Source organism: Prosthecodimorpha staleyi (assembly GCF_018729455.1).
Classification (GTDB): domain Bacteria; phylum Pseudomonadota; class Alphaproteobacteria; order Rhizobiales; family Ancalomicrobiaceae; genus Prosthecodimorpha; species Prosthecodimorpha staleyi.
Window position 1 is genome coordinate 21,854 of record NZ_JAHHZF010000015.1, and the last position, 19,110, is coordinate 40,963.

Below are 19,110 nucleotides of genomic sequence, written 5' to 3' on the forward strand. Positions count from 1 at the left end.
GAACTCACGAGGACATGACACGATGGCTGACAAGAAGATCGGTCGGGTTCGACAGGTAATGGGCGCCGTCGTCGACGTGCAGTTCGACGACCACCTGCCGGCAATCCTGAACTCGCTGGAGACGGACAACCGCGGTGCGCGGCTGGTGCTCGAAGTGGCCCAGCATCTCGGCGAGAACACGGTCCGCACCATCGCCATGGACTCGACCGAGGGCCTCGCCCGCGGCCAGGAGGTGTTCGACACCGGCAACGCGATCCAGGTTCCGGTCGGCGACGGCACCCTCGGCCGCATCATGAACGTCATCGGCGAGCCGGTCGACGAACTCGGCCCGATCGTCCACGAGACCAAGCGCCCGATCCACGCGACCGCCCCGGAATATGTCGAGCAGTCGACGGAAGCCGAGATCCTGGTCACCGGCATCAAGGTCGTCGACCTGCTGGCGCCCTACGCCAAGGGCGGCAAGATCGGCCTGTTCGGCGGCGCCGGCGTCGGCAAGACCGTTCTGATCATGGAACTGATCAACAACGTCGCGAAGGCGCATGGCGGCTTCTCGGTCTTCGCCGGCGTGGGTGAGCGCACCCGCGAGGGCAACGACCTCTACCACGAGATGATCGAGTCCAAGGTCAACGTCGACCCGAAGGAGCATGGCGGTTCCGCCGCCGGTTCCAAGTGCGCGCTGGTCTACGGCCAGATGAACGAGCCGCCGGGCGCCCGCGCCCGCATCGCGCTCTCGGGCCTGACCGTCGCCGAGGAATTCCGCGACCGCGGCCAGGACGTGCTGTTCTTCGTCGACAACATCTTCCGCTTCACCCAGGCGGGTTCGGAAGTGTCGGCGCTGCTCGGCCGCATCCCGTCGGCGGTCGGCTATCAGCCGACGCTCGCCACCGAGATGGGCGCCCTGCAGGAGCGCATCACCACCACCACCAAGGGTTCGATCACCTCGGTGCAGGCCATCTACGTGCCCGCCGACGACCTGACCGACCCGGCCCCGGCCGCCTCCTTCGCCCATCTCGACGCCACGACCGTGCTGTCGCGCTCGATCGCCGAGAAGGGCATCTACCCGGCCGTCGATCCGCTCGACTCGACCTCGCGCATGCTGTCGCCGATCGTCGTCGGCGAGGAGCATTACGGCGTCGCCCGTCAGGTGCAGGCGATTCTGCAGCGCTACAAGGCGCTCCAGGACATCATCGCGATCCTGGGCATGGACGAGCTGTCCGAAGAGGACAAGATCGCCGTCGCCCGCGCCCGCAAGATCGAGCGCTTCCTGTCGCAGCCCTTCCACGTCGCCGAAGTCTTCACCGGTTCGCCCGGCAAGCTCGTCGCCCTGAAGGACACCATTGCCGGGTTCAAGGGCCTGTGCAACGGCGACTACGACCACCTGCCCGAGGCCGCCTTCTACATGGTCGGCTCGATCGACGAAGCCGTCGAGAAGGCCAAGCGCCTCGCCGCCTCGGCGGCCTGATCGGCTTGACGAGCGGCCCCACCGCGGGGCCGCTGGACTGATCCGGGCCGGAGCACGCTCCGGCCCATTCCCTGAGGGTCGCGGGTCTCGCGCGCCATCCGCGCCGTGATCCCCCCTCCGGATCGGCCGAAAAGGCCGCTCCCGCCCCGGAACCCCGCTGTCGAGGCCCGCCATGGCTGAAGCCTTCAAGTTCGAACTGGTCTCCCCCGAGCGCCTGCTCGTCTCCGAAGAGGTCGCCCAGGTCGTCGTGCCCGGCTCCGAGGGTCAGTTCACCATGCTCAAGGGCCATGCGCCCTTCATGACCACGATGCGCCCCGGCGTCATCGAGGTGACCGGCCAGTCCGGCACCGTCAGCCGCATCTTCGTGCGCGGCGGCTTCGCCGATGCCTCGCCGGCCGGCTTGACCGTGCTGGCCGAGATGGCCGTGCCGGTGCAGGACCTGAAGGCCGACCAGATCGCCCGCGAGATCAAGAACGCGGAAGAGGACGTGGCCGACGCCGGCAGCGACGAGAAGAAGCGCGTCGCCCAGGAGAAGCTCGACCAGCTGCGCGAAGTCCAGGCTGCCCTCGGCGCCCCCGCCGCGCACTGATCGATCCTGTCTGACCGAGATTTTAAGGGCTCCGGCTGTTGCCGGGGCCCTTTTCGTTGTGCGGCGACCGGTAGCGTTCGACGCGGGCGATCGTCCCCTGCCCTGTCCGCCGGATGGCGATCACCCGACCGCCCCTCCCCTCACCCGACGATCCGGCGGGCCGGCGCGCCTTGCACCACGCCGTCTTCGCGCACGCACCAGGTCTCCAGCTCGGGGCTCTTGCCGATCAGGGCGAGGCCGCGCGCGATCGAGACCAGTTCGTCGCCGGTCTCGATCGCGACATGGCGGAACTTGTCCGCAAACAGTTGCCGGACGGCGGGGATCTGCGAGGTGCCGCCGGTCAGGAAGACCTTGGTGACGGCCTCCGGCGCCAGGCCGGCGCCGGTCAGCACCTCGTCGGCCGCGGCCGCGATGCGCTCCAGATCGGGCTCGATCCAGCCCTCGAAATCGCTTCGGCGGACGTCCTTGGAGAGCCGCATGTCGCCGAGATCGACCTGCAGCGGCGCGATCTCCTGGCGCGAGAGCTCGGTCTTCAGGTCCGAGATCGCCTTGTAGAGGTCGTAGGCGCGTTCCATCTCGATGAAGTCGATCAGGCGGCCGAGCTTGTCCGGCTCGACCGCGACCCGCTGCAGCTTTTCGAGTTCGTAGATGGTCTTCTCGTTGCGCATCAGCGACAGCGCGTTCCAGCGCGACATGTCGAGGAAATAGGAGCCTGGAATCTCCAGCTCCTTGCCGAAGGAGCGGTAGAGGCTGCCCTTGCCGAGCTCCGGCGCGACCAGGTTGGCGATGATGCGCTGGTCGAAATTGTCGCCCGCGATGCCGATGCCGGACACGCCGAGCGGGCGGATGTCGACCGCCCCGGCGGTCTTCTCGAAGCGGAACAGGGTGAAATCCGAGGTCCCGCCGCCGAGATCGGCGACGAACACGACCGCATCGGACTGCAGCCTTTGGATGAAGTAGTAGGCCGCCGCGACCGGCTCGAAGACGAAATGGACATCCGCGATGCCGAGCGCCGCGAAGGCGGCGCGGTAGCGGCTTTCGGCGACGGCCGCCTGGGCGGTGGCGCCCGAATAGGCGACGGGCCGGCCGACGACCACGGAGGTGACGTCCGCGGGCGCGAAATCCTCCAGCTTGTCGAAATAGCGCTCCAGGAAGGTCAGCATCAGGTCTTCGTAGGTGGCCGTGCGCCCGAAGATGTTGGTGCCGCGGAAGCTCGGGCTCGCCGCATGGGTCTTGATCGACTGAAAGAAGCGGCCGCCGTCGTGCAGCTTGAGGAGCATGTCGATCGCCCAGGGGCCGGCCTCGGCCCGGGTCGCGTGCTCGCGCCCGGTGCGGTCGCGCCAGAAGCAGAGCGAGGTGCGGAACACGCTGCTCGCGGCCCCGCCCAACCGAAACTGCAGCGGCGCGCCGCCGTCCGGCAGGGCGCCGACCGTGTTGGTGGTGCCGAAATCCAATCCCAGAACGGTCGACATGCCGGTGCCTCGAGCCTCTCCCGGCCGACGGTCGAACCGGCCAAACGCGGAGCGGTCGGCATAAAGGCATCCCCGCGCCCTGACAAGCCGAAGAGGCCGCCATTGCGCGCAGGATCGGCGGCACGGCACAGGCGTTGGGCGGCGCAGCACCCGCAACGATCCGCTGTGCCGGCAAGGCTGGTACCCGAAAGGCGCGGGCGCTCCGGCCCTACCCAACCAACCATCGGCGACCGCCATCCGACCGGTCAATCGTTACAGGTCGCCATCGCCTCAATGGCCGCAACGATCCGGCCCGGGTCGACCGCATACCAGCGGGCCGAATTGAAATTGTTGAATTCGATGACCTTCGGGCCATCGGAGGTTTGAGCGACATCCAACGTCACGACCCGGTCGGGCGTCCAGATCGCCGCCACCTCCCGCGCGAAGGCCGCAACGGCGTCGTCGATCGGCCCGTCCGAGAGCGCCTGCCCGCCGCGCCGATAGAGACTGCCGGCGACGACCTGCCCGTCGACGACGATGAAGCGCGTTTCCGACAGGATGTCCCGCGCGGGAGCGACCACCACGCGGCACTCAGGCGCGACCGGCCAGGGCGCGTCCGGCCCAGCAATCCCTGCGCGCCAGCTGGAAAACGCCTCGCGCGTCACGACCGCCCCGGCAAAGGCCTTGCCGTCGTCGGCCGGACGGATGAAAGCACGCCCGGCATCCAGTTCCGTGACCTCGGCAAAGCGCCGCACCCGACCATCCACATTGAGCATCCGGTCGCCGAGGGCGCCCCGGCAGGCTTCGAACGAGAAATGGTCCTCGTCGCCGTCCCGGCCGAGCCAGCCTCCGGGGGCCCAACCCCGCGCCCGGCCGATTCGCACCAGCGCGACCGAACCGATCACGACCACGGGCCCACCCGGCGCGATCTCGGGCTCCAGGCCGCCGCCCCGAAGGCGCAGCCTGACGAAATCATGTCGCAAGCCGGCGCGCTCAAGCAGGACACTGAGCTCGGCCGCAACGTCGGCGCCGAGAAAATCCTCCTGGACGACCCAATGCATTCCTCTGGCCCTCAAGTCCTGCAGGCTCTGTCACGCAGTTCGGCGAGGGCCGGCAGGGACACGTTGCGGGCGATGCGGGCTTCCACCGCCGCTTTCGCGGCATCGAAATACTCGACGCGAATGGTCAGGCGGCTTGCGGGCCCGGTCATGCCGCACAGGTCCTTGCGGCCGAGCGCCCCGACAACCAGCCCGTCCTTGTTGGCGACCGGATCATCCGAAGGCTGGCTCGTCGAGACGTCCGATCCATTGGTCCGCAACGTGACCACAAGGCCGGACCGGTCGTTCCGGCCGTCCGCCGCCATGATCTGTGCCGCCCAGCCGGCTGCATTCCATGCCTCGCCGTCGACCGCGAAGGCAATGTTCAACATGACCGGCAAGGGATCGGTGCCCCGCGCGCCCCGGTTCGCCGATACGACGGCGGCCGGCATCGCCACGAAGGACTCGACCGTCTCCTGCGTTCTCGGTCGAACCAAGGATGCCGGCGAACGATACTCGGTCATCAGTCTGGTCGAAACGACTTCGTTCCAATCCAGCGCGCGGATCGACGAGGGCGGCACGGCGGTCGCCAGCGCGAGAAGACCGTCGCTGATGCCCATTTCACGCAGATACCGAGCGATCGGCTTGTAGGTATCGGCACCCGCGCCTTGGTCCTCAGGCTTGATCGCGACCGTCTTCTCGGAAATCAGGCGCCGGGAAATCTCACGCCGGCGCCCGTTCTCGATCATGAAGCGGACGTAGTAGCGCCGGTGGATTCGGGCGACGGAGCGCGACTGGTGGACGCCGACGGCACTCGCCGCCCCGAGAATGCGCCTTTCGGCACCGGCAAGAGCATAGACGCAGGCCGAAGCGCAGTTCGACATCCCTGTATCCGGCTCCCCGCGCACCGGCTCTCCCGATTTGGGGGCAGGACAAGCCGGCTTGCCGGGAGCGCAATCGGCGAAGCGCGTCCGCTGGACCGCAACAGTCACCCGCCGCGCTCGAAACAGACGGCCGACCTGGAGCGCGGCTTCGACATCGCCCCCGGAGGAGGCGATGAAAATCGGCAGGTCGCGTTGGCCAAGGTCGCGGAACAGCTTGCGAAACAGACCCGGCGTCTCGCGGACGAACTCGCCCTGGGCGGAGACCCACTCGCCGCACGCACTGGCACAATCCGGCCGCGAATCCCGGACGACGACGATGCGCATCGGGTTGTCGGAGCCGAGCGGGTCCTTCGCGGGCGCGGCGTTTGCCGGCCGGAGACCGGACGCCATTCCGGACAGGAAGACCGTCACCAGGACCAGGAACAGCGAACGTATCGGCCCCATCGGCGGTTCTCCGCAGGGCCGCTCCCATCGCGGATGCGCCGGACAGGCCCATATTCCCCTCAAGGTAGCAATGAGCGAAGATCGAGCCAAGAAGCTTCGGAGGAGAACGCGAGACGCGTGGCCGATCCGCGCACCTTGCTGCCTATCGGGCGGGCGCCCCAACCGGCGCCCGCCAGAAGCCGCTATTTCCTCACACCCAAGCGCCCTTGCGCATGACCGGCTCGACCGAACCGTCTTGGCGGACGCCGTCGACATCGACCTCGCCGGAGCCGATCATCCAGTCGATATGGATCAGGCTGGAATTGATGCCGGCAGCGATCTGCTGCTCGGGCGTCATCTCGCCGCCGCCCTCGACCGTCTTGGCATAGGCCTGGCCGAGCGCGATGTGGCTGGCGGCATTCTCGTCGTAGAGGGTGTTGAAGAACAGCAAGCCGGACAGCGAGATCGGCGAGGCATGGGGCACCAGCGCGACCTCGCCGAGCCGGCACGAGCCCTCGTCGATCTCCAGCACCTTGCGCAGCACGTCCTCGCCCGACGAGGCATGGGCCTCGACGATGGCGCCGCCCTCGAAGCGGACCCGGATGTCCTGGATCAGCGTGCCCTGGTAGGAGAGCGGCTTGGTCGCCGCGACATGGCCGTTGACGCGGGCCCGGTGCGGGGTCGTGAAGACCTCCTCGGTCGGGATGTTGGCATTGTAGGTGATGCCGTTCTCGGCCTTGCCGGCGCCCCCCGCCCAGCGGTGCCCGTCGCAGAGACCGACTTCGAGGTCGGTGCCGGGGCCGGTGAAGCGCAGCGCCGCATAGCGCTTTTCGTTGAGGATGCCGGTCCTGACGGCGAGCGCGCGGTTGTGCTCGGCCCAGCCTTCGATCGGATCGGGGGTATCGACGCGCGAGGCGGCGAAGATCGCGTCCCAGAGCCGAGCGACGGCCTCGGCCTCCGGCAGATCCGGGAACACGGTCCGCGCCCAGGCCGGCGTCGCGGCCGAGACGATGGTCCAGTTGATCGCCGAGCGCGCGATCAGGTCGAGCGCCGGTCGGTAGGCGGCCGAGCGGGCCCGGTTGGCCCGGGCGACCTTGGCCGGATCCTGGCCGGCGAGCAGCGAGGGGTTCTCGCCCACGATGGCGAGCCGCGCCGCGCCAGAGCGGAAGGCGGCGGCCATGCCGTCGTAGAGCCAGGCTGTCGCCTTGTCGAAGCTCTCGTCGGAGGCGGTGGCGAAGCGCTCCAGCGTGGTCGCGTCGTCGGTGTAGAGGATGGTGACGATGGTGGCGCCGGCCTTGTAGGCGTGGTGGGTGATGCGCCGGGCGAGCGGGACCGCATCGAGCGGCGCCGTCATGACCACTTCCTGGCCCTTCACCGCGCCGAGGCCGACCCGAACCGCCACCTCGGCGAGCTTGTCGAGGCGGGCTTCGAATGTGCGATTGTCGTTGGTCATGAGGTTCAGGCTCCGAGGGATTTGAAGGCTTCGACGACGCGCTCGTAGACCGGGCGCTTGAACGGGATGATCAGTTCGGGCAGCCGCTCCATGCGCTCCCATTTCCACTCAGCGAATTCCTGCTCGCCGGCCGGGGGATTGAAGATGTCGATCTCGGTCTCGTCGCCCTCGAAGCGGAACGCGTACCACTTCTGCGTCTGACCGCGCCATTTGTTCTTCCAGCGCGCACCGACCACGGCACGCGGGATGTCGTAGGCATACCAATCCGGCGCCTCGGCAATCAGGCTGGCCGAGCGCACGTTGGTTTCCTCCCAAAGCTCGCGGCGGGCGGCCTCGAGCGGATCCTCGCCGGGATCGATGCCGCCCTGCGGCATCTGCCATTCGTGGCCCGGAGCGGTGTGCTCGACGAGACCCTCGTTGGCGCGCCGTCCGATCCAGACGAGCCCCGCCGGATTGAGAAGCATGATGCCGACGCAGGGACGATAGGGCAGGCTCTCGAATTCTTGGGGCGTCACGGCAGGACCTCGTCCGACGATGGCTTCTGAGCGTGGGGAGTGCCAGGGACTGGGCTTCCAGGGGACTGGCGTCCGGGATGGCGAGGAGGATTAGCGCACAATGCCGTGCCGGTCACGTCCGCCCGGCGTCCAGGCCCTGCCCGGAACGTTCATCATCCGTGCAAAATGAAGCAACAGTCGGACCCGATTCGGCCGCCGCGGGTCGAAACCGTCTTGAAATCGTTAATTCGTCGCCCCTATCTTTGGGACGCGGACAGGTGCGTCCGCGGTGTGGCGGCCGATATCACCGTCCGCCACCGAATGTGAGGAGACTACGCCGCTGACCATGGCAATCGAGACTCAGGAAACGCGCCTGCGTTCCCCTGGCCGCTCGCCCAAGCCCGATCCTGCCGGAGCCCGTCTGGAGAGCGCAAGCTTGGACGCCGACATCCTGGCCAAGGCCGTCCTCAAGAGCCTGGACGATTCGAAGGCCGAGGACATCGTTCCCATCGACATTCGAGGCAAGTCCTCGCTCGCCGACGTGATGGTGGTCGCTTCCGGGCGGTCGCATCGCCATGTCGGCGCGATCGCGGACCGGCTTCTGAGCGAACTTCATGAGGCCGGCTTCCGCGACCTTCGGGTCGAGGGCTTGCCTCATTGCGACTGGGTCCTGGTCGATGCGGGCGACGTGCTCGTCCATATCTTCCGGCCCGAAGTCCGTGGCTTCTACAACCTCGAAAAGATGTGGCAGTCGGAACCGACCGCGCCGCGTCTGGTCGCCGGCTGAGGCCACGCGTCACCTTTCCCGCGGGGCCGTGCCCCGATCGGACGGAGGTTCGTCCCTTGCGACTCCGGATCGTGGCGGTCGGCCGCTTGAAGGCCGGCCCGGAGCGGGAACTCGTCGATCGCTATCTCGACCGTGCCGCCAAGAGCGGCAAGGCCCTCGGTTTCACGCGCCTCGATAGCCGGGAATATGTCGAAAGCCGCGCCGCGCGGTCCGACGACCGGCGCGCAGAGGAGGCGACCGCGATCGTGGCCGATCTCGAGCCCGGCACCGCCCTGGTCGCGCTCGACGAAACCGGCCGCGGCCTCTCCTCCGAGGACTTCGCCCGCTGGATCGCGGCCCGGCGCGACGCCGGGTGCGGCGATCTCGTGATGGCCATCGGCGGCCCCGACGGGCACGGACCGGCCGTCCGCACGCGCGCGGACCTGACGCTGGCCTTCGGGGTGATGACCTGGCCGCACCAGATGGTGCGCCTGATGCTGGCCGAGCAGGTCTATCGCGCGATGACCATCCTGTCCGGCCACCCCTACCACCGCGCCTGAAGGCTCGAAGCGCCCCCCTGCCCGCGCCGCGTGGGACGGTGCCGCACGGTCCCGATTGCGCCGCAATGCGGTATGATCCTACAGAGGTCGACGGCGTGGCCCGTGTCCGGTCCGCCGGTCGCAGACGGCGAAGACCGACGGTCGCTTCGGACCGAAGAGGGTCGGATACGCAATCGAGACACTCTGATATTTGCCGGCCGCAGGTGTCAGATTCAAACCACGAGGCGCCGCGCGATTCGGCGCGCGCTATCGGAGATGCAAACAGCGGTGCGGCAGAGGCGCGAAGCGGGAATGGCGGCGGCAGGGGGCCTTCGCGGGAGGTCCTACGCGGCGGCGCGCCTCTTTCTCGTCGGACTGCTGGCGTCCTTCGGCGCGCGTGAGGTCGATGCCCAGGCACCCGGATCGGTGCGCGGCCCGGCGGGACCGGGACAGGCCGGACAGCCGACAGGCACTGGACAACCGGCTGGCCCAGGACAACCGGTCGGCGCCGGGCAGCAGGCCGGCCGCCCCGGAGCGCCGCCTGCGGTCTCCCCGGCCGCGACTTTGCCGGCGACGGCGGGGGTGCCGTCTCCCGGTCCGGCGATCGCGACGGGTCCGGCCCCGGCAGGTCCCGTGGCGATCGTGGCCGCAACCGTCGATCCGGCGGCGGCCGTGGTCGAGCGGCAGCGCCAGACCCAATCGGAACTGGATGCGCTCGCCCGCGACATCCGCACCTCGGAAGAGCGGGAAGCGCAGATCCGGCTGGAGATCGAGGGCCTGGAACGCGACCGCAGCCGGATCTCGGCGCAATTGGTCGAGACGGCCGCGCGGGTGCGCGGCCTGGAGGATGCCGTGTCCGCCACGGAAGCCCGGATCGGAACGCTGGACGGCGATGCGGCGCGCATTCGCCGTTCGCTCGCCGATCGGCGTGCCGTGCTTGCCGACGTGCTCGCCGCTCTGCAGCGTATCGGCCGCAAGCCGCCGCCCGCGCTCCTGGTCAGGCCGGAAGATGCGCTCGCTTCGGTCCGCAGCGCCATCCTGGTCGGTGCGCTTCTGCCCGAACTGCGCCGCGAGGCCGAGGTCCTGATCGCCGATCTCGACCGCATGGTGCGCCTGCGCGACCAGTCCGCCGCCGAGCGCGACCGGTTCAAATCCGACATGCTTGCCCTGGCCGAAGAACGCAGCCGGCTGGAACTGCTGTTCGAGGAGCGTCGCCGCTCGCGTCTCGACCAGCAGAAGAAGCTCGACGACGAACGCCGCCGCTCGCAGGACCTGGCCGGCAAGGCGACCAGCCTGAAGGACCTCGTCACACGCCTGGAACTGGAGATCGACGGCGCCCGCCGCGCCGCGGAGGCCGCCCGCCGGGCCGAGGACGAGGCGCGTGCCCATCCGCCGGCGAAAGATCAAAAGTCCGTGACAGCGGCCCTCCAGGATCCCAGCCGTCTGCAGCCCGCCTTGCCGTTTTCGGAGGCGCGCGGGCGGCTTCCGATGCCCGCAGCCGGTATTCGGCTCAAGGGCTTCGGCGACGATGACGGGCTCGGGGGGACCATCCGCGGCATCCAGATCGCCACGCGCCCGGACGCCCGCGTGTCCAGCCCCTGCGACGGTTGGATCCTGTTCGCCGGCTCGTTTCGGTCCTATGGCAAACTCTTGATCATCAATGGCGGCGGCGGATATCATGTCGTGCTGGCCGGCATGGATCGTATCGATGTGGAAATCGGACAATTCGTGCTCGCCGGCGAACCGGTTGGGTCGATGGGATCGCGGCGCCTCGCCAGCGCGGCGGTCGGACTAGGTCCTCCCGGTACGTCCGGCCCAGGCGGGGCTGGTGCGGCACTGTCCGGTCAAACGGACGCGATGCCGGGCCAACCGGTCCTCTACGTCGAATTCAGGAAAGAGAATTCGCCGATCGACCCGACCCCGTGGTGGGGCCATTCTCGTGACGAAAAGGTTCGCGGATGATGCGGAAAATCTCGCTGGTGTTCATGGGAGCGGTCGTCGGCGCCAGTGCCGTGATCGGGATCACCGAAGGACGCCACCTCCTGGCCGGGACGGCCGTCGCGGCCGGTGCCGAGACCTACCGCCAGCTCAACCTGTTCGGTGACGTTTTCGAGCGCATCCGCTCCGACTATGTCGAACAGCCGGACGATGCCAAGCTGATCGAGGCGGCGATCAACGGCATGCTGTCCTCGCTCGATCCCCATTCGAGCTACATGAGCCCCAAGAACTTCCGCGACATGCAGGTGCAGACCCGCGGCGAGTTCGGCGGCCTCGGCATCGAGGTCACCATGGAGGAGCAGACCCTCAAGGTGGTCAGCCCGATCGACGACACCCCGGCGCATCGGGCCGGCGTGCGCGCCGGCGACATCATCCTGCAGCTCGATGGCGAGAACGTGCAGGGCATGACGCTGAACCAGGCGGTCGACAAGATGCGCGGCCCGGTCAATTCGGCGATCACGCTGACCGTCAAGCGCGACGGCGCGGCCGATCCGCTCGAAATCAAGATCGTGCGTGACATCATCCGCATCAAGTCGGTCCGCTCGCGCATCGAGGGCGATGTCGGCTATGTCCGCATCACCCAGTTCAACGAGCAGACCTTCGAAGGCCTGCGCGACTCGATCGAGAAGATCAGCCGCGAGATCGGTCCGGACAAGCTCAAGGGCTATGTGCTCGACCTGCGCAACAATCCGGGCGGCCTGCTCGACCAGGCGATTTCGGTCTCCGACGCCTTCCTGGAGAAGGGCGAGGTCGTCTCCACCCGCGGCCGCAATGCCGAGGAGACCCAGCGCTACAACGCCCGTCCGGGCGACCTGACCCGCGGCAAGCCGGTCATCGTTCTGGTCAACGGCGGCTCCGCCTCGGCCTCCGAGATCGTCGCCGGCGCGCTGCAGGATCATCGCCGGGCGACCATCCTGGGCAGCCGCTCCTTCGGCAAAGGCTCGGTGCAGACCATCATCCCGCTCGGCGCCAACGGCGCGATCCGGCTGACCACCGCGCGCTACTACACGCCGGCCGGCCGCTCGATCCAGGCCAAGGGCATCGAGCCGGACATCGAGGTGCTGCAGGAGGCGCCGGCCGAGCTCAAGGGCAAGGACGACACCAAGGGCGAGGCCGGGCTGAAGGGGCACCTGAAGAACCCGACCGACGCGACCGAGGAAAAGTCCGGCAGTCAGGCCTATGTGCCGTCCGACCTCAAGGAAGACCGCGCGCTGAACACCGCCTACGACCTGCTGCGCGGCGTCCAGATCAACGCCAACTTCCCGCCGAACCCGAAGGCCTCGGTGCCGAACTAATGTTCGGTGCCGGCAGGACCTTAGTGGGACGGTAACGATCGTAACGAATGGCGCTCCCGGACGGGGCCGGAATGCGGGACACTCGCGTCGAGGCTCGCCGCCCGTGATTCGCGCAAGGCTCGGCCTTCGACCGGACAGGCCGAGGGCAGACCGACGAAGCACCGATGACGAGACGAGCCGCCGGTCGCTGCATGCGATCCGGCGGCTTTCGATTCCGGGCCGGACCCGGCCCCGCAACGGAACGGCAACGCCTGATGGCGGATGATCTCAACGCCCCGCTCGGCCTGACGACGAGCAAAACCGGCTGGAAGCGATTGCCCTTCGGGGCGATCGGCATCGCCCTCTTGATGCTTCTGTCGGCCGGCGCGGTGGTCTGGACCGCCTTCTTCCCCGATCCATTCGGCGGCGAGCCGACCGCCGTGGTCCGCATCGACCGCGGCAAGACCGGGGTGGGACCGAACGATATCGGGGTCGGCGATCCCAAGCGCGCGGGCGGCAGCCTGCCGGGCGAGCAGAAGGACGGCGAGCCGGCCTCCGGCGGCCCGGCCGATCCGGGGACGCGCGGCGGCGCGGGGTCCGCCGATCCCGGCAAGCGCATCGGCGTGCCGCCGGAAGGCCAGCCGCTGACCTCGACGCCGGTGATCCGCGTCACCGATCGCGGCAAGTTCGGCCCGCTGCCGAAGATCGCGCCCGACGGCGCCCGTGCGCTCGAAGTCTATTCCCGGCCGGTGCCGAAGCGCCCGGCGGCAACGCCCAAGGTGGTGATCGTGGTCGGTGGCCTCGGTCTCAGCCAGACCGGCACCCAGGAGGCGCTGCGCCTGCTGCCGCCCGATGTGACGCTGGCCTTCGCCCCCTACGGATCGAGCCTCGACCGCTGGATGCAGCGCGCGCGCCAGGACGGGCACGAACTCCTGCTGCAATTGCCCATGGAGCCGTTCGACTATCCCGACAACGATCCCGGCCCCCACACCCTGCTGACCAGCCTGACGGCCGAACAGAATATCGAGCGGATGCACTACGTGCTGTCGCGGGTCACCAACTATGTCGGCGTGATCAACTATATGGGCGCCAAGTTCAGCGCGGACGACGCCCGCCTGACCCCTGTCTTCCGCGAGATCGCCTCGCGCGGGATGATGTATCTTGACGACGGAACCTCGGCACGGTCGGTCGCCGAACCGATCGCGCGAACCTCGAAACTGCCCTTCGCCAAGGCCGACCTGGTCATCGACGCCGTCTCGACCGAACAGGCCATCGACGCCCGCCTGCAGCAGCTCGAAAACCTCGCCCGCGCCCGCGGCATCGCCATCGGCGTCGCCTCCGCCCTGCCGGTCTCGGTGCGCCGGATCAGCGAATGGGCCAAGTCCGTCGAGGGCCGCGGCCTGATCATCGTCCCGGCCAGCATGGCCGCCCGCGAGGGACAGTCGGGCTGAAAGCCAAGGCTTCGCAGCCGCATCGCCACGACATCCGGTATATCTTTGCGGTGAGTGCAGGCCTTGGCAGGGAGGCCCGGGATATGGCGTGGGATGGATCGGAACTCGACGAAATCCTGGAGGCCATGCCACTGCCGCCGGACTCCGAAGGCTTCAACGCCGCCAGATCCTCGTCGCGGCTTTGCGCGGACTTTTGCCGAGCGGTTTGGGACAGCCTGGATGAGAAATCCAAACTTGTGGTGACCATTTCCGACCTGATGTGGACGTGCGGCGGCGCCGAAGGCTTGAGAGGTGCCGCGCTCAAGTATGTCCGCGATCTTTTAAACGAGGACCTTTCGAAGCGAAAATTCGATGATTTCGATAATTCCTTGCATTCACTCCTGATTGGGACCCTCTCTCGAAACGGAAGGCTTTCAGATTACGAGCTCGAGTACCTGTCTTTCATGGCCCATCAAATTGGCGTGCCAAAGTCACAAATCCTCGACATTGCAAAGAGAAACATATCTTTTTATCAATACATGCATATTATTAACTCCTAGAAGAGATGCTGATAAAACAAAAATATCAAATGATAGAACTATTCACTAATTCTTTGCTCATTGGCCCACGTCCAGATCAGTCTGGCGGCCTCCAATGCGTCCTCAGGATTCTGAAGAATGCCCTCTTCACTGTCGATGACCACGCCGCCTGTGGCCGATGCAAAAGCGGACGCAAAGGCGTAGGCGGATGCTACCCATTCCGGATCGCCACCGAAGTACAGACTGGCCACCTTGTCGAACTGCCTATCGAAGCCAACCTTGGCCCAATCATCGATCTGACGAATATCTTCGGGTCCGCCCAGATAGAATTCAGCACCGGCAGGCCGCCCCAAACGCTTCATCGGAAGAAATCCAGTGTGATCTTCAAATTTGACCGGATACTCGACCAAGGAAAGCTCAAATCCAATTTTGTTCAAAATATCCTGTATACCATAGATATCAGGTACAGGACCGCGGAATACGACATGGACTGACATCGACATGAAGGGATCCATTTCATAACGGAAGCTTCAATACAAAATCCTGAGAACTTTCGCGCGGAACGCTTTCAAGTGAAGATAACCCAAGGATGGCGTCCTGGCAGCTGCAAAATTGCAGTTCGGCACTTCTGGTATCAGCGTGAACCTCCCGAGCCGTTCGACGATCCGGACACCGATCCCGGCCCCACAGCCTGCTGACCAGCCTGACGCTCGAACAGAATATCGAGCGGATGCACGACATCCTGTCGCGAATCACCAACTCTGTCGGCGTGATCGGCTCCATGAGCGCCAGTTCATCGCCGACGACGCCCGCCTGACCCTGGTCTCCCGCGAAATGGCCTTCGCGAGGGACAGTCGGGCTGAGACCGGCGTTCAGGCGGCCCGGACGATCGGCTCGACCCCGATGACCAGACGCTGTCCCATGGCCGCCAGGGCTTCGGACAAGGCCGGCAGTTTGGTGGGATGCATCGGATCCAGAATGCGCCGCACCGCCTTCTCGTCCTTGCCGAGCCTTTCGGCCAGATCCGCCTTGCTGATGCCCGCCGCCGCGAAGGCTTCGAGAACTGCGAGTTTGGCAGCGACATCGGCAGCGACGGTCACGATCGGACCCTGCCCCACGGTCCGGGCCGCCGGCAAAGCAAGGCCCCGGGCCGGATAGGTCAAAAGGGCCAGACCGAGCGCCTCTTCGGCCGAAAGCAATGCGGCGTGTTCGTCGTCGCCTTCGGTGATGGCTTCAGGGACATCCGGAAAGGACACGACTACGACATCGGAAGCTTCGCCGGGCTCCAGGATGGCTTCGTAGCTAAAGGTTCGCATCGTGGCTCCCTGACATTGGCGGCGGCCCATGAACGGCACAGGGTTCACAGCCCGAGGGTCTTTCTGATCTTGGCTTCGGTTTTCGGATCGATTTCCCGGCTCGGCAAGGTCGTCACGCGCGTGCCGACCCAGACCATGGCATGACCGCCCTTGCCGCGCGCCATGGTGATCTTGAATGGGAGACCGAGCGCCTTTGCGTCTGCGCGCAATTGCGCGATGAACCGCTCCCGCTTGTTCATACCGTCTCCCCCGACGCCCAGAAACGGACATTTTTGTCCGGAAGTCAAGGACCAGCTAATCGCAATCTCCGAACCCTACCGCACCCCCGCGCGGCGCAGGGCGGTGGAGGACAGGGGCGAGCGGGGCGCGTGCAGGAAGGTCCAGACGGGGGGCGGCGCGTCCAGGATCGAGGCGGCCTCGTGTTCGGGGATGCGGCGGCCGGCGAGCGCCCGGGCGGCGGGGCTGGACAGGGCCGCAAGCGTGTAGCCGGGCCGGTCGACGACCGCGATCGGCACCGCGTCGGCGATCCGCCGCCAGTGCTGCCAGCGGTGGAAGGCGCCGAGATTGTCGGCGCCCATGATCCAGACGAAGCGGACCGCCGGCAGACAGGCGGTCAGCCGGCGCACCGTCTCCCAGCTATAGGGTGAGCCGAAGCCGGCCTCCAGGCCGGTCACGACCACGCGCGGATGGCGCGCCAGGGCGCGCGCGGCCTCGATGCGGGCGGCGAGCGGGGGCAGTCCGGCACGGTTCTTCAGCGGGTTGCCGGGCGTGACCATCATCCAGACCCGGTCCAGGCGGAGCCGTTCCAGCGCCGTCTCGACGACATGGACATGGCCCTGGTGCGGCGGATCGAAGGAGCCGCCGAACAGGCCGACGCGCAGGCCGGCGAAGACCGGCGGCACCTTGAGGTCCTCGAGGCGCGGCTCCGGCGCGGCGCCGTCCAGGGTCACGGACGGACCTGACCCGTGCCGGTGACGCGATACTTGAACGAGCACAGCTGCTCGACGCCGACCGGCCCGCGCGCATGCATCTTGCCGGTAGCGATGCCGATCTCCGCCCCCATGCCGAACTCGCCGCCGTCGGCGAACTGGGTCGAGGCGTTCCAGAGCAGGATGGCGGAATCGATCTCGGCCATGAAGCGCGCCGCCGCCGCCGGATCGTCGGTGACGATCGCGTCGGTATGATGCGAGCCGTAATGGCCGACATGGTCGATCGCGGCATCGAGACCGTCGGCCACCTTCACGGCGATGATCGCGTCGAGATATTCGGTCGACCAATCGGCCTCCTCGGCCGCGTCCACCTCGGGGCACAGCCGGCGCGTCGTCGCATCGCCGCGGATGCGGCAGCCGGCCGCCCGAAGGGCTGCGACCAGCACCGGCAAATGGGTCTCGGCCACGGCGGCGTCAACCAGCAGGGTCTCGGCCGCGCCGCAGATGCCGGTGCGGCGCATCTTGGCGTTGACGACGATCGCCTGCGCCATGGCGAGATCGGCCGCGGCATGGACGTAGACGTGGCAGTTGCCTTCCAGATGCGCGAAGATCGGCACCCGCGCCTCGTCCTGCACGCGCGCCACTAGGCTCTTGCCGCCGCGCGGCACGATCACGTCAATGGCGCCGTCGAGCCCGCGCAGCATGGCGCCGACCGCAGCCCGGTCGCGCGTCGGCACGAGCTGGATCGCATCCACGGGCAGGCCGGCCTCGTGCAAGCCCTCGCGCAGGGCGGCGACGATCGCCGAGGACGAGCGGAAGCTGTCAGATCCGCCGCGCAGGATGGCCGCATTGCCGCTCTTCAGGCACAACGCGCCGGCATCCGCCGTCACGTTCGGGCGGCTCTCATAGATGATCCCGATCACGCCGAGCGGCGTCGCGACGCGCTCGATGACGAGGCCGTTCGGGCGGGTCCAGCCGGCCAGCACGCGGCCGACCGGATCAGCAAGCCCGGCGACCTCCTCGATGCCCCGCGCCATCGCCTCGATGCGCGCCGGATTGAGGGTCAGCCGGTCGACGAAGCTGGCGGCGAGCCCGTCGCGGATGGCGGTCGCGACGTCCTCGGCATTGGCGGCCAGGATCGCCGGAGCGCACGCCCGGATCTGTGCCGCCATGGCGGCCAGCGCGGCATTCTTGACGGCCGTCGGCGCGACCACGAGCGCCCGTGCGGCGCCGCGGGCACGACGCCCGATCTCGCGCATGGTCTCCTCGACCGTCGAGCCTTCGATCAAGCGGGCTTCCAGCATCATTCGCCCCTCAGGACCATGTCGTCGCGGTGGATCATCACCGTGCGACCCGTATAGCCGAGAACCGCCTCGATTTCATGGGTCTTGCGTCCCAGCATGGCAGCCGCGTCGTCGGCGTCGAAGGCGATGAGCCCGCGGCCGAGCTGTTCACCGGCCGGACCTGAGATCAGGACCGCATCGCCGCGCGCGAAGCGGCCCTCGACGCGGGTGCAGCCGGCCGGCAGCAGGCTCTTGCCGCGCCGGAGCGCCCCGGCGGCGCCGGCATCGACATGCACGGTGCCGCGCGCGTCGAGCGAGCCGGCGATCCACTTCTTGCGCGCCGTGACCGGGCTGCCCTGGCCGAGGAACCAGGTCGCGGACGCGCCGGCATCGATCGCGCCGAGCGGGTTCAGGCGCTTGCCGAGCGTGATGATCATGGCCGTGCCGGCATCGGTGGCGATCTTGCCGGCTTCGATCTTGGTCTTCATGCCGCCGCGCGACAGTTCCGAGCCGGCCCCGCCCGCCATGGCCTCGATCTCGGGCGTGATCCGCTCCACGACCGGGATCAGCTTCGCGTCCGGGTCGTCGTTGGGCGGGGCGGTATAGAGGCCGTCGATGTCGGACAGCAGCACGAGGAGATCGGCGCCGATCATGGTGGCGACGCGCGCGGCGAGGCGATCGTTGTCGCCGTAGCGGATCTCGGTGGTGGCGACCGTGTCGTTCTCGTTGATCACCGGCACGGCGCGGCGCTCCAGGAGCACCGACAGGGTGGCGCGGGCGTTCAGATAGCGCCGGCGGCTCTCGGTGTCGTCGAGGGTCAAGAGTACCTGCGCGGCCGTGAAGCCATGCGCGCCGAGCACCTCCGAATAGGCCCGCGCCAGCGCGATCTGGCCGACGGCCGCCGCCGCCTGGCTCTCGGCCAGTTGCAGCGCGCCCTTCGGCAGGCCGAGCCGGCCGCGACCGAGCGCGATGGCGCCGGAGGAAACCAGGATCACCTCCGCGCCGCCCTTCATCAGACCTGCGACGTCGTCGGCGAGGCTTTCCAGCCACGGCTGCTTCAGGGCGCCGGTGGCACGGTCGACCAACAGGGCGGAGCCGATCTTGACGACGATGCGGCGGTGGTCGCGGAGGGCGGGCATGGGTTTCTGGCCGGTTCTGGACGGGGTCCTCCGCATAGACGCGATTGCGCGGCGGGGCAACCGGGGCGAGGCCGGCTGTGGCACATCGGCAGACGCCAACTTCG

19 protein-coding genes are annotated in these 19,110 nt (G+C 67.9%); 8 read left to right on the plus strand and 11 right to left on the minus strand.

What is annotated here, in order from left to right:
• The first annotated feature begins 22 nt into the window (after positions 1-22).
• Positions 23-1,462, plus strand: a complete 1,440-nt coding sequence (gene atpD / locus KL771_RS24980; RefSeq protein ID WP_261971230.1) for a F0F1 ATP synthase subunit beta — start codon at positions 23-25, stop codon at positions 1,460-1,462.
• Between the two features lie 172 nt (positions 1,463-1,634).
• Entirely contained in the window at positions 1,635-2,051 is a 417-nt protein-coding gene (locus tag KL771_RS24985; RefSeq protein WP_261971231.1) for a F0F1 ATP synthase subunit epsilon, read from the plus strand.
• A 140-nt stretch (positions 2,052-2,191) separates the two neighbouring features.
• On the opposite strand, the gene KL771_RS24990 is transcribed toward KL771_RS24985, so the two are convergent.
• From KL771_RS24990 to KL771_RS25010, 5 genes are all read right to left on the minus strand, one after another.
• Complete coding sequence (locus tag KL771_RS24990; protein WP_261971232.1) at positions 2,192-3,523, minus strand: Hsp70 family protein; 1,332 nt, start codon at positions 3,521-3,523, stop codon at positions 2,192-2,194.
• 245 nt (positions 3,524-3,768) lie between these two features.
• Complete coding sequence (locus KL771_RS24995) at positions 3,769-4,563, minus strand: ATP-grasp domain-containing protein (protein ID WP_261971233.1); 795 nt, start codon at positions 4,561-4,563, stop codon at positions 3,769-3,771.
• A gap of 11 nt (positions 4,564-4,574) precedes the next feature.
• On the minus strand, positions 4,575-5,747 hold the full coding sequence (locus KL771_RS25000) for a hypothetical protein (RefSeq protein WP_261971234.1): 1,173 nt from the start codon (positions 5,745-5,747) through the stop codon (positions 4,575-4,577).
• A gap of 310 nt (positions 5,748-6,057) precedes the next feature.
• Positions 6,058-7,299, minus strand: coding sequence for an aminopeptidase (locus KL771_RS25005; protein ID WP_261971235.1), 1,242 nt, complete (start codon positions 7,297-7,299; stop codon positions 6,058-6,060).
• Positions 7,300-7,304: 5 nt separating this feature from the next.
• The gene (locus KL771_RS25010; protein ID WP_261971236.1) at positions 7,305-7,814 is read right to left on the minus strand and encodes an RNA pyrophosphohydrolase; all 510 of its coding nucleotides are present in this window, start codon (positions 7,812-7,814) and stop codon (positions 7,305-7,307) included.
• 415 nt (positions 7,815-8,229) lie between these two features.
• On the opposite strand from KL771_RS25010, the gene rsfS reads away from it, so the two are divergent.
• The 6 genes from rsfS to KL771_RS25040 all read left to right on the plus strand — a co-directional run bounded on the left by rsfS (position 8,230) and on the right by KL771_RS25040 (position 14,360).
• Complete coding sequence (gene rsfS / locus KL771_RS25015) at positions 8,230-8,580, plus strand: ribosome silencing factor (protein ID WP_315901525.1); 351 nt, start codon at positions 8,230-8,232, stop codon at positions 8,578-8,580.
• Between the two features lie 56 nt (positions 8,581-8,636).
• On the plus strand, positions 8,637-9,119 hold the full coding sequence (gene rlmH / locus KL771_RS25020; RefSeq protein WP_261971237.1) for a 23S rRNA (pseudouridine(1915)-N(3))-methyltransferase RlmH: 483 nt from the start codon (positions 8,637-8,639) through the stop codon (positions 9,117-9,119).
• Between the two features lie 612 nt (positions 9,120-9,731).
• Positions 9,732-11,060 carry a murein hydrolase activator EnvC family protein gene (locus tag KL771_RS25025; protein ID WP_261971238.1) on the plus strand — a complete coding sequence of 443 codons (1,329 nt, stop codon included), beginning with the start codon at positions 9,732-9,734 and terminating at the stop codon, positions 11,058-11,060.
• Positions 11,057-12,391, plus strand: coding sequence for a S41 family peptidase (locus KL771_RS25030; protein ID WP_261971239.1), 1,335 nt, complete (start codon positions 11,057-11,059; stop codon positions 12,389-12,391). Before KL771_RS25025 ends, KL771_RS25030 begins: the two co-directional genes overlap by 4 nt.
• Positions 12,392-12,645: 254 nt before the next feature.
• Positions 12,646-13,821 (plus strand): divergent polysaccharide deacetylase family protein, encoded by a 1,176-nt coding sequence (locus KL771_RS25035; RefSeq protein ID WP_261971240.1) that lies wholly within the window; start codon positions 12,646-12,648, stop codon positions 13,819-13,821.
• An 83-nt stretch (positions 13,822-13,904) separates the two neighbouring features.
• Complete coding sequence (locus tag KL771_RS25040; protein WP_261971241.1) at positions 13,905-14,360, plus strand: hypothetical protein; 456 nt, start codon at positions 13,905-13,907, stop codon at positions 14,358-14,360.
• A 38-nt stretch (positions 14,361-14,398) separates the two neighbouring features.
• On the opposite strand, the gene KL771_RS25045 is transcribed toward KL771_RS25040, so the two are convergent.
• From KL771_RS25045 to proB, 6 genes are all read right to left on the minus strand, one after another.
• Positions 14,399-14,842, minus strand: coding sequence for a hypothetical protein (locus KL771_RS25045; protein WP_261971242.1), 444 nt, complete (start codon positions 14,840-14,842; stop codon positions 14,399-14,401).
• A 369-nt stretch (positions 14,843-15,211) separates the two neighbouring features.
• The gene (locus KL771_RS25050) at positions 15,212-15,703 is read right to left on the minus strand and encodes a type II toxin-antitoxin system HicB family antitoxin (RefSeq protein WP_390867689.1); all 492 of its coding nucleotides are present in this window, start codon (positions 15,701-15,703) and stop codon (positions 15,212-15,214) included.
• A complete protein-coding gene (locus KL771_RS25055) occupies positions 15,700-15,894 on the minus strand; it encodes a hypothetical protein (protein WP_140940252.1) in 195 nt (64 codons plus the stop codon). The genes KL771_RS25050 and KL771_RS25055 overlap by 4 nt, the downstream gene beginning before the upstream one ends.
• A gap of 75 nt (positions 15,895-15,969) precedes the next feature.
• On the minus strand, positions 15,970-16,599 hold the full coding sequence (locus KL771_RS25060; RefSeq protein ID WP_261971375.1) for a nicotinate-nucleotide adenylyltransferase: 630 nt from the start codon (positions 16,597-16,599) through the stop codon (positions 15,970-15,972).
• Between the two features lie 2 nt (positions 16,600-16,601).
• Positions 16,602-17,891: a glutamate-5-semialdehyde dehydrogenase gene (locus KL771_RS25065; protein ID WP_261971243.1), complete on the minus strand. Its 1,290-nt coding sequence runs from the start codon at positions 17,889-17,891 to the stop codon at positions 16,602-16,604.
• Complete coding sequence (proB, locus tag KL771_RS25070; protein ID WP_261971244.1) at positions 17,888-19,006, minus strand: glutamate 5-kinase; 1,119 nt, start codon at positions 19,004-19,006, stop codon at positions 17,888-17,890. The genes KL771_RS25065 and proB overlap by 4 nt, the downstream gene beginning before the upstream one ends.
• Between the last annotated feature and the right edge of the window lie 104 nt (positions 19,007-19,110).